We start from the raw sequence: 14,950 nt of genomic DNA, 5'->3' as shown, positions 1-14,950 counted from the left end.
TAATGCCGATCAGTTAAGAAATTTATACTGATCGGTTGACCGATCTTTCTACGGGTTCACAATCCGATATCAGTCTCTGGTATCGGATTTTTTTATGTCTTTACTTACACACCTCGATGATACATTTAGTCATGCGGAAGACTTGAATGCTATCGATAAATTGAAGTCCTTCGTTGACCCTGAACTTCTCCAGCAAGCTTATGAATTATCAGGTGTAGCGACCGTCAGGCGTCGTCGATTACCTCTGGATTCGGTCGTTTTTACCATTGTTGGTATGAGTCTTTTCCGTAACGATCCTGTCTGGGACATTGCGAATAAACTCGATGTTTCGCTACCGGGCAAAAACCGTTTTGTTGCGCCTAGTGCGCTAGTACAAGCCCGCCAACGACTGGGGGAAGATGCCGTCGGACACACTTTTAAACTGATGGCACAGCGGGCATTTGGCGAGTACGCTTTTGAGCAGTGGTGTGGTTTAAATGTACTGGCGGTTGATGGCGTGATGTTTCGTGCTCAGGATACCGCTGAGAATCTTGATGCATTTGGTTGCGACCGGAATGCCAGGGGGGATAATCCGTACCCGCAGGTACGCATGTGCAGTCTGATGGAAACGTCCAGTCACCTTCTTCTGGCCAGTGAATTTGACAGCCGGAATGTGGGAGAGATGTCTCTCGCAGAGCGGCTTATCCCTTCGGTTCCTGATCACTCTCTGACCCTGTTCGACAGAGGCTATTACTCGCTAGGGCTACTGTACTTGTGGATGACTAAAGGGGTTAACACGCACTGGATGCTTCCCGCCCGTAAAGATTTACAGTACACAGTGAAACATCAACTAAGCGAACATGATGCTTTAGTGACCCTTGAGACATCGCCTCAGGCACGAAAGAAGTTTGATGGTTTACCTGAAACTATTGAAGCGAGACTTACCCGCTACGAAGTCGACGGGAAGACCTATCGCGTACTTAGTTCAATGGTTGATGCGATGCAGTTTCCCTATGCAGAAGTTGTTGATGTGTATGTTCAGCGCTGGGAAATAGAGTTGGGTTTCAGGGAAATGAAACAGACTCTGCATCAGGCAAAACTGACGCTTCGTAGCAAGAAGCCTGAGATGGTGCGTCAGGAACTGTGGGGGCTGTTGCTCGCCTACAACTTGATTAGGTTGATGATGCTTGATGCCGTCAAAGATATGCCGGAGCTATCACCCTCCAGGCTTAGCTTCGGACTCTGCATGAGGCATATCATCGTGTTCTTCCTGACTACTATCCCAGACACAGTGACCAAGCTGCCAGTTCACTATGAATACCTGATGGAATCGTTGAGGATGATGAGGTTACCGGACAAACGACCTGACAGGTATTATCCACGAGTGGTAAGGAAGAGACCGGCTAAGTACCCCTCAAAGAAAAATGCCAGTCAGCTTAACTGACTGGCATTAAGCTATATGCTGGCTTTTTTTGTTCTGGTATCTTAACTTTATACTTAAGTTTAATACCTCTGTTCAGGATGTAGGTGGTTCAGGACTAAACGTGATTAACTGACATGGAGAAAGTTATGCGAAAACGTTATCTCTCACTGGCGACTGCCGTTGCCTTCAGTCTGGGGTTGTCTGCTCAGACTCACGCCAGCGAAATGACCAGTGCTTATCAACAGTATCAGCAGGCAGTAAGTACCGGTGATACAGCCCAGACTTTAAAGTTTGCCCAACAAGCTCTTGAAGCCGGGCAGCAGAAATATGCCAGCGATTCTGACAACCTTTTTGCCCTTAAATACAATGTTGCGGCAGCCAACTTAAAGGCCGGGAATAATGATGCTGCGGTTGAGCAGTTTGAAGCCTTAACCGAGCTCGCGACCGAAAAGTATGGTGCCCTTTCGATTAAAACGCTGGCAACAAAACTCGATTTTTACAGTGCGCTGACAGCCAACCATGATGAGCGTTTCGTCAGAATTACCAGTCTTTCACGTGGCGAGTTACTAATAATAAAAATCATGGAAGATTTACCTGATTCGGCGGCCAAGTATCCGGCGGATAAAGCTAACATGTACTATATGGTGGCCAGTAAGTTACTTGAAACCGGACAGATCCCTAACCGGATCGAGGATGTTAAAGCTACTCTTAGCACCGGTTTAGCGGCTGCTCAGGCAACCTGGGGTGAAGAGGATCTTCGCACCTTACGTCAGCGTCAGTTATTGGGGCAGTTAGCCTATGTCTCTAATGACTTAAATAAAGCGGTAGCTTTGCTTGAGCCTCTGACTACCATACTGGAGAGCAAATTAGCTTATACGCACCCTGTAGCACTGCAGGTTCACGCATTATTGGAAGATGCCTATACACGCCTTGACGATCCTGAAAAGGCTAGCTATCACAGCAATCAGATAGCCGCAACGAAGCCCTGGCAGTCACACATGGAGCCGCTGAAGTTAACCAGTAAAAAACCGGAATATCCCTTTGTGGCCCGCGGACTGACCGGCAATAGTCAACTGGAGGTGGTATTTGATATCAACCCTCAGGGCAAAGTTCAGAACGCTCGCATTAAAGAGGGAACCGGTAGTAGCAAATATTTTGAAAAAAGTGCCCTGGAAGCTATTCAGCAATGGCGATATACGCCGCGGTTTGTCGATGGTGAAGCGGTTATCGCAAAAGGCATGACCGTGTCAGTTAATTTTGAAGCAAACGTTAAAGCCCGAAATCTTGTTTTTAATATGCCCTCAACCGACTATGTTCGGTCCGATGCGGCTCGTCTGGGGGAGACGACACCGCGCAACCGCTAGATCATTTCTTTACAGGGGCTTTGCTTACAAGCAAGCCCCTCTGTCTTAATCGTTTGATTTAAACGGCAGCATAGCTTCTTCTATGGATTTTTTATCACTGGCACTGATAGTTAGCGTGGCAATTTGCTCGTCGATGCTGTGGGCATGAGTTGATATGGTTTTTTGCTCAATGGCAGCGCAACTTTGTTGTAATTTCGCCAGGCTCTTGAGTAAGTGGATAAGCACTGCAATCTGGTCGTTAGCCGATTGCCGGACCTGGCTATAGGCTTTATCGACCACGCCGGCAAAGGTAAATGTGCGGCGTTTTAGCCACACCTCCGACGAAGTATGAATGAGGTTTTCTGCCGGAAACTCACGGGAGGCTACCTGCACACAAATGGCGGTTAGCTTATCTACGCAGGTGATGGCTGTATGAGGGTCATTAATCCCCGGCGATAAGGCGCGTAGCGCAATTTCAACCAGCTGACTGATAGCAAACTCAGGATCCTGAATAGGGGTTCGGTTAGCGCCCAGCACCACCGCTTGCCGTAAAGTGGTAAAATCAGCTTCGCTGGCGGGCTGCCGGCAGTGAACGGTAAACAATGCTTCGCCGCATAAAACGTGGTCGCCACTGCGAACATGTAACTCACTCCCAGCTACCTCGGTGGCACTCTGATTCAGAAAGCTTGAATAATTGATGGTTTGAACATAACCGTTCTGAACCGCTTTCACGCTCACCAGAAAGTCACCCTGTGGCGCTGCCCATTGCTCGGCAATAGCCCTAAAAGAGGCGTTAGACTCTGGTACCGACAACAATGAATTAATATTACTCTCGAAATGTTGTACGCAATTGGCAATCACCTGGTCGGCCTGAATTGAACGGGACACATGGTGGATAAAATAGATGATGGTGACACAATCGATGAGAGCCAGAAACACGGTGGCACCGGCTAACATGGAAACCGCATCCTGGTTACTGTTTATCGACGACAGATGATGCAGGGAAATCAGGCAGAACAGAAAGGTGGAGACCAGAATACCCAGTACCATCTGGGTATTGCGATCCTGCATAAAATTGCGAATTAAGCGTGGACCAAACTGATTTGATGCCAGAGTTAGCGATACCAGGGTCATAGAGAAAGCAATACTGGTGACGGTTATCATTGCGCCGGCGACGGTAGACAGAAGCTGCTGAACGCTTTCTTGCGTAACCAGAGGGATAAGCGGTCGTAAAACATCCGGCAGAAAAGCCCGTTCGATAACAGATAAACAGGCATAACACAGCGCCACGCTTATGCTCATCATCAGCAGAGGGATAAACCAGTAGCTGGTTGACAGTGATTCCCATAGCACCCTGACGCGGGTGGTGAACAGCCGTAAAGTCATCCGTTTTCCTAATAAGCAGTGAGCTTTCCTGTAAAGTACCAGTTTAGTACGAATTAACCTATTGATTTGGATTGATTAGTTTTTTTATAACTGGTCATGTATCGTATTAAAAAGGATAGCCTTTAAGGTCAATGGAGCAGTGGCACCAGATTACCGTCGTTACTCAAAAGCAGAACTTGAAGAAGCGCTCAGCACTATCGACAAGGCGCGGTTTCCGGAGCGGGTGAAACAAATTCATCAGGCACTGGCAGCACTGGATGCCAATAATGATGATTCACCAGTGCCAGAGCAGGAAATACTGCTGCCAGAACCTGAAACGCCCGAGCAAATACAGCGCAAGCTACTTGGCACGTTAGCGCTTATTTTTGGCGGCTTAATTCTCGGCGCCATGTTATTACCGGTTTATTTTCACTCTTTTCTGCTGAATAACGAGATGGTTACCCCCTTTAAATGGATAGCCTTAACGGCTGGCCTGGTAGTATTTGTGATAACTTGCAAAAAGTTCTTACACACCAGGCATCTGCGTAAAATGAATGCCGAGCGGCTGGCGAAGGGCAAAAAGCCCATTAAAGTTGATTCACCGCGCCGTTTTTACAGTGCGATTGGCGCTGCGTTGCTGGTTGCTTTGTTTACTGCTTTAGCTGTTTACCGCGGCGCGCCGGTGGCACTGCATCTTTATGTACTGGATGCCAAAACGGCAACCGAGCAGGTGACTATCGCTAAGTTACCCCGCCGCTTTCGCAGAAAGCACTGTAACGGTAAAATTTATCTGGCTGAGTACAGCGCTCAGTTTTTTGATTATGTGTGTCAGGTAACGCCCAGATCGCAGTGGGAGCAACTTCGCCCGGGGCAACGAATCCGTCTGCACGGCAGCCGCTCTGAGCTTGGCTTTCTGGCCAGGGACACCTCGTTTTAACCTCTGTGACTTGCCAGGCAATTATCTTGGCGAAGCGGGCCATTAAAGGTTAGACTTAAGTCGTATTTATCGGTGATTTATAACCTTAATAAGGTAACACCGGCATGTTCTCGGTTTCAAAGGATTGAATATGAAATTACTAATTGGTTCGCTGTGGATTGCGACCGTAATCTGCGCCTATTGGTATGGCACATCACAACTTAACTCTCAGCAGACCGCCGGGCCCGGTTACGTAAACATAGCTACAGATGCCGCAACAGCAGACAAGCAAAATGTTACGGGCAGTAAAGTCTTGCCGGTTGATGAGGAGACTGGCGAGGGGGCGGTTACTAACGCCCAAAGTGCCCACAAGCCGGTAACGGTAGATGACGCCATCGCGCAAACCCAGGCACTGTTAGGTGATATGGGCTGGTCGCCTACCATGGCAAGTATTGCCAAAGCCTATGCAATTGTGTCACAGCTGAATTTAGAACAAACCTTAGCGGCGCTCAATCAGCTGGAATACGGTGACTCGCCGGAAAGTCTGCAAATTACCATGTTATTTATCAATCGGCTGGCGGAACTGTCACCACTGCAGGCCATTGATTATGTAAACCTCAACGTGACCGGTAGCATGCAAAAGGACGGTGCTATGGCGGCCGTCATAGCTACCTGGGCAGATTCCGATCCCCATGCTGCGTTGCAGTGGTATTTGAGTCAGCCCGAGGATACCCGCCAGCAGGCAATGGGTAGATTTGCACTGGGCGGCTTATTTTCAAGTCTGGCCCGGCAGGATCTGGATGCTGCCATCAGCAGTATTGAAACCGATTTCGATGCCAATGATTTTGAGGCAATTCAATATGCTATAAGCAGCACCGCCAGAAGCCTGCAAAAAACGGAAGATTTTGAGTATTTACTCGAGCGGGTTCAGGCCATGGATAACGACAGTGCGTTGCAGGCCGTGTTCTCCAGTTGGTTAGCTAAGGAGCCTGATGAAGCGCTGGCCAGACTCGACCTGATTAGCGATCCTGAACAAAAGCAAGCCATCGAAGAACGTGCATTTCGTAGTTGGATGGTGAGAGAGCCGGAAGAAGCGGCTGAGCGTTTTATGCAACGAGCGGCGCCGGACCAACGCCAGTCGCGGGCCAAAGTGGTGGTTGAGGCGATGAGTTTTAACCAGCCTGAACAGGCACTAAGCTGGCTAAACAGGCAAACCGACATTGATACCCAACCTTTGACTTCGGAGCTAATTAGTCGTTCGGCTTATCGTAATCCGCAGTTTGCAGACCAAAACCTGCACAAGATCACCAACCAGGATGATCTAACCCGCCTGACATCACGGGTTTATCAAAGTTACAGCCGCTACAGCCAGGCTAAAGCCGACGAGTTTTTATCCCGTCAGTTGCCAGCTGTTCGAGAGCAAGTATTAACCAGGTTAAAGAGAGTCGAGGAAATCCGATCCCGCGGTTAACCCGTTGGTGGCGGGCTTTGGTAGTTGATGTACTTAGTAAAGTAGTTTCAATGCCTTAGTAAAATGTTCATCGACACTTCATAGGAGTGTCACAGAGCTTCTGCATAGTCAGGCTCCATTTTGTTGTGCGGACCTTATTATGATTTTCTCTCGTCGCCAGTTTTTAAAAACCACCCTTGCCTCAGGTGCCTTAACGCCTTTTGCTTATCAGGTAGCCGCTGCGCCGGTAAATCCTTTGTTTGACTGCGGCGTAGCAAGTGGCGACCCGACCCATCACAGCGTTATTTTGTGGACTCATACCCGTGAACCGATAGCCCTGACCTGGCAAGTAGCCAGGGATCTGGCATTTAAGCAACTGGTTAAAAGTGGTCAGGGAGAAACGTCGTTAACGCAGGACTGCACCTTCAAAATTGATGTAACAGGCCTGGAACCGGGAACCATTTATTACTACCGCTTTATCACCAGCAATGGCCAGAGTGAGCCCGGGCGCACCAGGACATTGCCCGCCGGCGAGCCGGAATCATTGAATATCGCCGTGGCGTCCTGTTCAAACTATCCGTTTGGTTACTTCAATGCCTACCATCACATTGCGGGTGATGAGTCGGTCGATTTTGTTTTACACCTTGGCGATTATATTTACGAATACGGTCAGGACAGCTGGGGAGACGAGGAGGGGCGTAAGCTCAACCGCCGTCATCAGCCCGCTAATGAAATTGTTTCGTTAACGGATTACCGAACCAGGCACCGCCAGTATAAAACCGATAATGGTTCACGGTTAATGCATGCTTCGCATCCGTTAATTCCCACCTGGGACGACCACGAATCAGCCAACAATCCGTACCTGCACGGCGCGCAGAATCATCAGCCAGGTGAAGGCGAGTGGGCTGATCGCAGAGCGGCCTCGATTCAGGCTTATTACGAGTGGATGCCTTTGCGGGAACCGGCTAAAGAGGCTGAAAAAGCACAACTCTGGCGGCATTTTGAATTTGGCAATCTGGCCACACTGACAACCTTAGAAACCCGCCATACCGGTCGAAGTCAGCAAATCGATTATGCTGAACACCTGCCACAGATAAAGTCAGAACACACGCTGCGGCATTTTATTGAGTCGGTGCTGGGCGACCCCGGACGCTCTATGTTAAGCGTAGCAATGGAGAATTTTGTTAACCAAAAACTGGCCGAGTCTGTTGCTCAGGGTGCCAAATGGCGACTGATCGGCAACCAGATCCCCATGGCCCGAACCAATGTACCGGACGCCAGGGATTTAACCTTGCCCAAAGCGCTTGCCGATAATGGCGCGATTGCCCGGCACTTTGGTTACTTTATGGCGCTGGGTAAATATGACTTACCTATTTATCTGGATACCTGGGATGGGTACCCAGTGGCCAGAGAGAAGTTTTATCAGCTCTGTCAGTCGGCGAAAGCCACCGATTTAATTGTGTTAACCGGTGATAGCCACGCGTTCTGGGCAAATCAGTTATTTGCCGGTGATGGCGATGCCATGGGGGTGGAATTGGGTACAGCCGGCATTACGTCGCCGGGCGACTTTGAAACCTTTGGACCGGAGTTGGCCGGGGAGTTTGATCAACGTGTAGCGCAGCATAACCGGGAAATTCTGTGGACGGACTGTCAGCATCGCGGTTATGTAAAACTGGAACTTGCTCCTAAGACGGCAATCGCGAGTTTTATTGGTGTATCGAACATTACCAGTGAGCACTACAGCGCGAAAACCCTGCGTCAGTATCAGATCAGTAAAATGGGTTCGTCGCTGGCAATCGAAAAGGTTTAGTTGCGGCTACAGCAGCGCATTCTGGCGCGGCCGCTGGATGATCCAGCGCGCCACGTCCTGGCGTAAAAACTTATAGGTTAAACCGCCGGTTATGCCGGCGATTACCTGCCAGAGCTGGCCCTCAAACGAGCGTGTTCCGGCGATAAGGGTAATGTCCAGCAGTGGTTGCATCAGCATTAACATCAGCGCCATAGCCAGGCCGCCAGCCACCGGGTGTAGCCAGTTACTGCGTAGTTTAAGCATGCGCCCGGCACGGCCACTCACATATAACGCAATACATAGCGCAGCAAACACTGCCGAGCCATATTTGGGGAGCAAACCCCACCAGTCCAGTACGGTATGTTCAAGCCATTGATTACCAGTAATGATAACGCCGAGTGACTCCAGATTCGCCAGCACGAATTGTGACTGAGACACACTGGCAATGGTGTAGGTCAACAACCAGCTCACCAACAACGCGCCAGCTTTGGTAACCGGGCTGATGTCGGACTGAACTTCGTAAACGACGACTTTTTCAGACATTACAGAACTACTCTCTCACAACAGGCTTGATTTGTACTTATCTTGCACCGATGACAACACTGCTTACAATAAAGCGCAACACAAATCGTATAATTTCATGCTAAGCTGACAAGTACAAGTTGTTGATAGTCTAATCGATATGTGCAAAGCGTTACATCAGCGTAGTCAAAAGTTGATGCCCCTTCTGGCGGGGATAGTAAGCCTGTTCGGGGCTTTTTCTGCGCAGGCCGATGACCCGCCACCGTTAACCGGAAATTTCCATCAAACCCAGATTGCAGGCTACCTCGCCTCGCCCTGGGCGGCTGCCGAAAATCCGCTCGGCGGCTGGCTGATCACGGAACGCGGCGGCACTATCATTGAATATACCAACGCCGGCCAACGCCTTGAGATCCCCCTGCAAATTGATCAGCTCTATGTGGCCGGGCAGGGCGGCTTGCTGGACATTGTGCTGGCCGATGACTTTACCGAAAGCCGGCGGGTTTATCTGAGTTTTGCGGTGGGCGATGACAGCGAGAACTACCTCGCATTCGGCACCGCCAAGCTGGTGGGCGACAAGCCTGAAGTGCAGCGTCTGTTTACGGTTAAAACAGCTAAGGATACGCCGGTACATTTTGGCGGGCGACTGCTAAAACTGGCCGACGGTACCTGGTTGATGACCAGCGGTGATGGTTTTGACTATCGGGAGCAGGCGCAACAAAAAGGCAGTATGCTGGGTAAAGTACTGCGCTTTAACGAAGACGGCAGCGCGCCATCGGATAATCCGTTTTATACCACGCCCGATGCTCCGCAGAGCTATATTTACACCCTTGGCCATCGTAATCCGCAGGGACTGGTTCAGGATCCGGAATCCGGCACGATATGGCTTAATGAACACGGCCCGGATGGTGGCGACGAAATCAATGTTCTGGAAGCTGGCAACAACTACGGCTGGCCCGTGGTAACACTGGGCATGGACTACTCTGGCGCAAAAATATCGCCGTTCACTCATTATGATGGCATGGTGGATCCGGTGTTAAACTGGACACCATCCATAGCCCCTTCCTCAGTAGTGGTTTATCAGGATTCTGCTTTTCCTGAGCTGGCTAACCACCTGCTGGTTAGCAGCCTGAAAGATCAGGCGTTATATGCAGTAGCATTAGACCAAAATCCCATGTCGACAATGCAAATCTTTGCTACTATAAATGAGCGTTTACGGGATGTGATAGTAGGTCGTGACGGATCGGTATACGTACTGACGGACGGCGAGCGCGGCCGGTTAATGCGTTTTTCCCCACTGCGGGCCGAAAACGTACCGGAACACAGTTTGCGCTAACTCAGGCTGAATCCCCGTAGAGGCTACCAGAAATGCGGTTGTTACCCCGGTGGTTACAACAATAGTCTCGCTGAATAGCGGCTATAAGTCTGCGAAACTGCATAAAAATTCAAATTCGTTATATATGCCGTTATAATTCCGGCGTTTAAATAGTCACTTCCTGCTCCGGGACCGTTCGAATTGGCAGGAATAACCATGAGGAAAACATCGTGTTAGAAGAATATCGCAAACACGTAGAAGAGCGTGCTGCTGAAGGAATCCCACCAAAACCGTTAAACGCGGAACAAGTGGCCGGATTAGTAGAATTACTGAAAAATCCACCTGCAGGCGAGGAAGAGGTTCTGCTGGAACTAATCTCTGAGCGTGTACCTCCTGGTGTTGACGAAGCCGCTTACGTAAAAGCTGGTTTCTTAAGTGCCATTGTAAAAGGCGAAGTAAGCTGCGACCTGATCAGCAAAGAGAAAGCGGTTGAGTTACTGGGTAACATGCACGGTGGTTACAACATCGCCACCTTAGTAGAGTTACTGGACGATGCAGCACTTGCGCCACTGGCAGCAAAAGAACTGAAGCACACACTGCTGATGTTTGATGCGTTCCACGACGTAGAAGAAAAACACAAAGCAGGCAACGAATTCGCTACTGACATCATCAAGTCATGGGCCGAAGGTGAGTGGTTTACTTCTCGTCCGCAAATGCCTGAGAAAATGACTTACTCAGTATTTAAAGTAACCGGTGAAACTAACACCGATGACTTATCACCTGCACCAGATGCATGGTCACGCCCTGATATCCCTCTGCACGCACTAGCGGCTTACAAAATGACCCGTGACGGTCTTGAGCCGGAAGAGCACGGCGTTAAAGGCCCGATGAAGCAAATCGAAGAAGTGAAGGCTAAAGGCCATCCGGTTGCTTTCGTGGGTGACGTAGTTGGTACCGGTTCTTCTCGTAAGTCTGCAACTAACTCTGTTTTATGGTTCTTCGGTGAAGACCTGCCAGGCGTGCCTAACAAGCGCGGCGGCGGTGTATGTATTGGTTCTAAAGTAGCGCCAATCTTCTTTAACACCATGGAAGATGCAGGTGCGTTAGTATTTGAAGCTGACGTAGAAAAAATGAACATGGGTGATGTTATCGACATCTATCCGTTTGAAGGCAAAATCACTAACAGTGAAACTGGCGAAGTACTGGCCGAGTACAGTTACAAGTCTAAAGTAATCCTGGACGAAGTACGTGCTGGTGGTCGTATCAACCTGATCATCGGTCGTGGCCTGACTGAAAAAGCCCGCGAAGCGTTAGGCTTAGGTCCGTCTGATCTGTTCCGTAAGCCTGAACAACCAGTAGATTCTGGCAAAGGCTTCTCGCTGGCTCAGAAAATGGTAGGTAAAGCCTGTGGTGTTGAAGGTATCCGTCCTGGCACTTACTGCGAGCCTAAAATGACTACCGTGGGTTCCCAGGATACCACTGGCCCTATGACCCGTGACGAACTGAAAGACCTGGCGTGTCTTGGCTTTACTGCTGACCTGACCATGCAGTCTTTCTGTCACACAGCCGCTTATCCTAAGCCGGTAGATATCGATACCCAGCACACCCTGCCAGACTTCATCATGAACCGTGGTGGTGTTTCTCTGCGTCCTGGTGACGGTATTATCCACAGCTGGTTAAACCGTATGTTGCTGCCTGATACAGTAGGCACTGGTGGTGACTCGCACACCCGCTTCCCGCTGGGTATTTCATTCCCGGCCGGTTCTGGTCTGGTTGCTTTTGCTGCGGCCACCGGTGTAATGCCTCTGGATATGCCTGAATCAATCCTGGTTCGCTTTAAAGGTGAGCGTCAGCCTGGTATCACTTTACGTGACCTGGTACACGCGATTCCTTTATACGGTATCAAGCAAGGCCTGCTGACGGTTGAGAAGAAAGGTAAGATCAACGCATTCTCTGGTCGCATCCTTGAGATTGAAGGTCTGGAAGACTTAACGGTTGAGCAAGCGTTCGAACTGTCTGATGCCTCTGCGGAGCGTTCTGCTGCGGGTTGTACTATTAACCTGTCTGAAGAGTCTATCGCTGAGTACCTGCGTTCTAACATCACCATGCTGCGCTGGATGATCAACGAAGGTTACGGCGATCCGCGTACCCTTGAGCGTCGTGCTCAGAAAATGGAAGAGTGGTTAGCTAATCCTTCACTGATGCGTGCCGATGCTGATGCAGAGTATGCAGAAGTTATCGAAATCGACCTGTCAGAAATCAAAGAGCCAATCGTATGCTGCCCGAACGACCCGGATGATGCTAAAACATTATCTGACGTAGCGGGTGACAAGGTTGATGAAGTATTCATCGGTTCTTGTATGACTAACATCGGTCACTTCCGTGCAGCAGGTAAACTGCTGGATAACTACGGTAAGACGCTGCCAACCCGTCTGTGGATTTCTCCACCAACGAAGATGGATAAAGCACAGCTGATGGAAGAAGGTTACTACAACATCTACGGTCGCGTAGGTGTACGTACAGAAATGCCAGGCTGTTCACTGTGTATGGGTAATCAGGCACGTGTTGATGCTGGTGCAACAGTTCTGTCTACCTCAACCCGTAACTTCCCTAACCGTTTAGGTGATGGCGCGAATGTATATCTGACGTCTGCAGAGCTTGCAGCGGTTGGTGCAATTGTTGGTCGTCTGCCAACTGCGGCGGAGTACATGGAATACGCTGGTAAGATTGACTCTATGTCAGCTGACGTATACCGCTATCTGAACTTCGATAAGATGGAAAGCTTTAAGAAGGCAGAAGAAGAGGCTAAGGCTAAGATCATTCCAACGTTGAATGTTGCCTGACTTAGCATATAAACTAGAAAGCCGGGCACCGTAAGGGCCCGGCTTTTTTTATGTCTTTATTTAAGGTAAATAACAAGGAATATAAATGGGATCGCGCACTATAATAAGGTCAAATCTGATAGCGTCAGGCCTCCTGATAGCTGGCTTGCTGCTGAGTGCCTGTAATGTAAACGCTGTTGATTTTGAATCCGCGCGAATTGAAATTAACGACATTGCACTGCAGGTAGAGTTTGCCCAAACCTTCGAACAACGGGCTCAGGGCCTGATGTTTCGTAAGACATTGTGCGCAAGTTGCGGCATGTTGTTTGAGTTCGATCCCGAAAAACAAGCAAGCATGTGGATGAAGAATACCTTTATTCCACTGGATGTGGCATTTATCGACAGAAACGGCGTTATTACTGATATAAAACCACTGCAACCACAGGACTTAACCTCTGTAGGTGCCTCAAAAGTGGTGAAATACGCGCTAGAAATGAACCAGGGCTGGTTTGCTAAGCATGATATCCATGTAGGCGACCAACTGATTGTCAATCCATCACGCTGATTAAAACAGCGTACAAACGGAGAACACCGTGAGTAACCCGTTAACCATTGCAAAATTTGGCGGCACCAGTGTTGCCAATTATGCTGCTATGCAAAACTGTGCCCGCATTGTTGCAGGCAACCCAGGCACTCGTATTGTTGTGGTAAGCGCCGCAGCCGGCATTACCAACCACCTTGTCGACCTGGCGCATAAAGCCATGACCCAGGAACAAATCGGCGAAGTCTGTCAGGCGATTACTGATATTGAGTTTAAAATCCTTAACGAATTAAAAGCCAAAGATAGTGTTGCGGCAAAGCTCGACGACTTGTTGGATGAAGTTAAGAAGCTCGCATTCCACGAAGAAATTCTGCATCGCAACGATCTGAAAGATAACCTGCTCTCGATGGGGGAGCGTATGTCTTCCCTGATGTTCAGTGCTGTGCTGGCGGAACAGGATGTGGCTACAATGAACTTTGACGTGCGCAAGGTACTGCGCACAGACAGTGAGTTTGGCGCGGCAGCCCCGCAGTTGGATATGATTGCTGAAAATGCCCAGGCATTATTAAAGCCAGAGATTGAAAACGCTATCGTGGTGACTCAGGGCTTTGTGGGCGCCGATGAAGAAGGTCGCACCACTACTCTGGGGCGCGGTGGCTCAGACTTTACCGCAGCTCTGTTAGCCGAAGCCATTGGCGCAGAAGTTTGCGAAATCTGGACCGACGTAACCGGTGTTTACACTACCGACCCACGCATTACCGCTGCGGCGCATCCGTTACCGGAACTGAGTTTTGAGGAAGCCGCGGAAATGGCGACCTTCGGGGCGAAAGTATTACACCCGGCCACTATGGAACCAGCGGTTCGTAAAGACATTAAGGTGTTTGTAGGATCGAGCAAAGAGCCTGAAAAAGGCGGCACCTGGATTGTCAAAGACTGCGAAAATGAGCCGCCATTCCGGGCCCTGACCCGCCGTAAAGAGCAGGTGATGGTAACGGTAAAAACGCCTAAGATGATGTATGCGCAGGGATTCCTGCAGCAGGTGTTTGCGATTATTGCCAAGCACAAGCTGAGTGTGGATCTGGTAACTACTTCTGAGATCTCGGTATCTTTTACCCTGGACAACCCGGCTAACTCAGTGGCGCAGCGACTAAATCGTGAAACCATAGCTGAGCTCGAAACCATCTGTGACGTTACCGTAGAGCACGGTTTTGATTTGGTTACTGTAGTGGGTAATCACATGCAAACCAGTAAAGGCGTATCGAGCCGGATTTTTGCGGCCGTATCTGACTACAACCTGCGGATGATTTGTTTTGGTGCTAACCCGCACAATATCTCATTTCTGGTCAATGAAGGCGACAGCACAGAGATTGTTACGGTGCTGCATAAAGAGCTATTTGAATAAGATTCAAGCAGACTAAACCCAAATAAAGGGGTCAGCAAATCAAGGGGTCAGAGTCAGTTAATTAATCTGTTAGCAATTAACTGACT

At 49.4% G+C, this 14,950-nt stretch carries 11 protein-coding genes; 9 read left to right on the top strand and 2 right to left on the bottom strand.

Annotated elements, in window-relative coordinates; all coding sequences use genetic code 11:
* Nucleotides 1–94 precede the first annotated feature (94 nt).
* Together D9T21_RS02850 and D9T21_RS02845 are read left to right on the top strand one after the other, a co-directional pair.
* The gene (locus D9T21_RS02850) at nt 95–1,423 is read left to right on the top strand and encodes an IS4 family transposase (RefSeq protein ID WP_105934698.1); all 1,329 of its coding nucleotides are present in this window, start codon (nt 95–97) and stop codon (nt 1,421–1,423) included.
* 125 nt (nt 1,424–1,548) lie between these two features.
* Nucleotides 1,549–2,766: an energy transducer TonB gene (locus D9T21_RS02845; RefSeq protein ID WP_164464557.1), complete on the top strand. Its 1,218-nt coding sequence runs from the start codon at nt 1,549–1,551 to the stop codon at nt 2,764–2,766.
* A gap of 45 nt (nt 2,767–2,811) precedes the next feature.
* Here D9T21_RS02845 and D9T21_RS02840 read toward each other — a convergent pair whose 3' ends face one another.
* Nucleotides 2,812–4,131 carry a DUF2254 domain-containing protein gene (locus D9T21_RS02840; protein WP_123323629.1) on the bottom strand — a complete coding sequence of 440 codons (1,320 nt, stop codon included), beginning with the start codon at nt 4,129–4,131 and terminating at the stop codon, nt 2,812–2,814.
* A gap of 139 nt (nt 4,132–4,270) precedes the next feature.
* On the opposite strand from D9T21_RS02840, the gene D9T21_RS02835 reads away from it, so the two are divergent.
* From D9T21_RS02835 to D9T21_RS02825, 3 genes are all read left to right on the top strand, one after another.
* Nucleotides 4,271–5,047, top strand: a complete 777-nt coding sequence (locus D9T21_RS02835; protein ID WP_123323628.1) for a hypothetical protein — start codon at nt 4,271–4,273, stop codon at nt 5,045–5,047.
* 130 nt (nt 5,048–5,177) lie between these two features.
* Nucleotides 5,178–6,497 carry a hypothetical protein gene (locus D9T21_RS02830; protein ID WP_123323627.1) on the top strand — a complete coding sequence of 440 codons (1,320 nt, stop codon included), beginning with the start codon at nt 5,178–5,180 and terminating at the stop codon, nt 6,495–6,497.
* Between the two features lie 139 nt (nt 6,498–6,636).
* Nucleotides 6,637–8,286 (top strand): alkaline phosphatase D family protein, encoded by a 1,650-nt coding sequence (locus D9T21_RS02825; protein ID WP_123323626.1) that lies wholly within the window; start codon nt 6,637–6,639, stop codon nt 8,284–8,286.
* Between the two features lie 6 nt (nt 8,287–8,292).
* Here the strand turns inward: D9T21_RS02825 and D9T21_RS02820 are convergent, their stop codons facing one another.
* The gene (locus D9T21_RS02820) at nt 8,293–8,808 is read right to left on the bottom strand and encodes a hypothetical protein (protein ID WP_123323625.1); all 516 of its coding nucleotides are present in this window, start codon (nt 8,806–8,808) and stop codon (nt 8,293–8,295) included.
* Between the two features lie 139 nt (nt 8,809–8,947).
* Here D9T21_RS02820 and D9T21_RS02815 point away from each other — a divergent pair, with 139 nt between their 5' ends.
* From D9T21_RS02815 to lysC, 4 genes are all read left to right on the top strand, one after another.
* Nucleotides 8,948–10,120, top strand: a complete 1,173-nt coding sequence (locus D9T21_RS02815; protein ID WP_123323624.1) for a PQQ-dependent sugar dehydrogenase — start codon at nt 8,948–8,950, stop codon at nt 10,118–10,120.
* Nucleotides 10,121–10,329: 209 nt separating this feature from the next.
* Nucleotides 10,330–12,942, top strand: a complete 2,613-nt coding sequence (gene acnB, locus D9T21_RS02810; RefSeq protein WP_123323623.1) for a bifunctional aconitate hydratase 2/2-methylisocitrate dehydratase — start codon at nt 10,330–10,332, stop codon at nt 12,940–12,942.
* An 85-nt stretch (nt 12,943–13,027) separates the two neighbouring features.
* Nucleotides 13,028–13,486 (top strand): DUF192 domain-containing protein, encoded by a 459-nt coding sequence (locus D9T21_RS02805; protein ID WP_123323622.1) that lies wholly within the window; start codon nt 13,028–13,030, stop codon nt 13,484–13,486.
* 28 nt (nt 13,487–13,514) lie between these two features.
* Nucleotides 13,515–14,864: a lysine-sensitive aspartokinase 3 gene (lysC, locus tag D9T21_RS02800; RefSeq protein ID WP_123323621.1), complete on the top strand. Its 1,350-nt coding sequence runs from the start codon at nt 13,515–13,517 to the stop codon at nt 14,862–14,864.
* Nucleotides 14,865–14,950 lie beyond the last annotated feature (86 nt).

Source organism: Marisediminitalea oceani (genome assembly GCF_003731635.1).
Taxonomy (GTDB): Bacteria; Pseudomonadota; Gammaproteobacteria; order Enterobacterales; family Alteromonadaceae; genus Alteromonas; species Alteromonas oceani.
Note: the sequence above shows the minus strand (reverse complement) of the source record. Positions and strands in the feature narration are given on the sequence as shown.

What these genes read in the sequence shown, in the direction of transcription:
- D9T21_RS02830 (WP_123323627.1), top strand. Translation starts at nt 5,178, where the DNA reads ATGAAATTACTAATTGGTTCGCTGTGGATTGCGACCGTAATCTGCGCC.
- D9T21_RS02825 (WP_123323626.1), top strand. Translation starts at nt 6,637, where the DNA reads ATGATTTTCTCTCGTCGCCAGTTTTTAAAAACCACCCTTGCCTCAGGT.
- D9T21_RS02815 (WP_123323624.1), top strand. Translation starts at nt 8,948, where the DNA reads ATGTGCAAAGCGTTACATCAGCGTAGTCAAAAGTTGATGCCCCTTCTG.
- D9T21_RS02845 (WP_164464557.1), top strand. Translation starts at nt 1,549, where the DNA reads ATGCGAAAACGTTATCTCTCACTGGCGACTGCCGTTGCCTTCAGTCTG.
- D9T21_RS02820 (WP_123323625.1), bottom strand. Translation starts at nt 8,808, where the DNA reads ATGTCTGAAAAAGTCGTCGTTTACGAAGTTCAGTCCGACATCAGCCCG.
- D9T21_RS02850 (WP_105934698.1), top strand. Translation starts at nt 95, where the DNA reads ATGTCTTTACTTACACACCTCGATGATACATTTAGTCATGCGGAAGAC.
- D9T21_RS02840 (WP_123323629.1), bottom strand. Translation starts at nt 4,131, where the DNA reads ATGACTTTACGGCTGTTCACCACCCGCGTCAGGGTGCTATGGGAATCA.
- D9T21_RS02805 (WP_123323622.1), top strand. Translation starts at nt 13,028, where the DNA reads ATGGGATCGCGCACTATAATAAGGTCAAATCTGATAGCGTCAGGCCTC.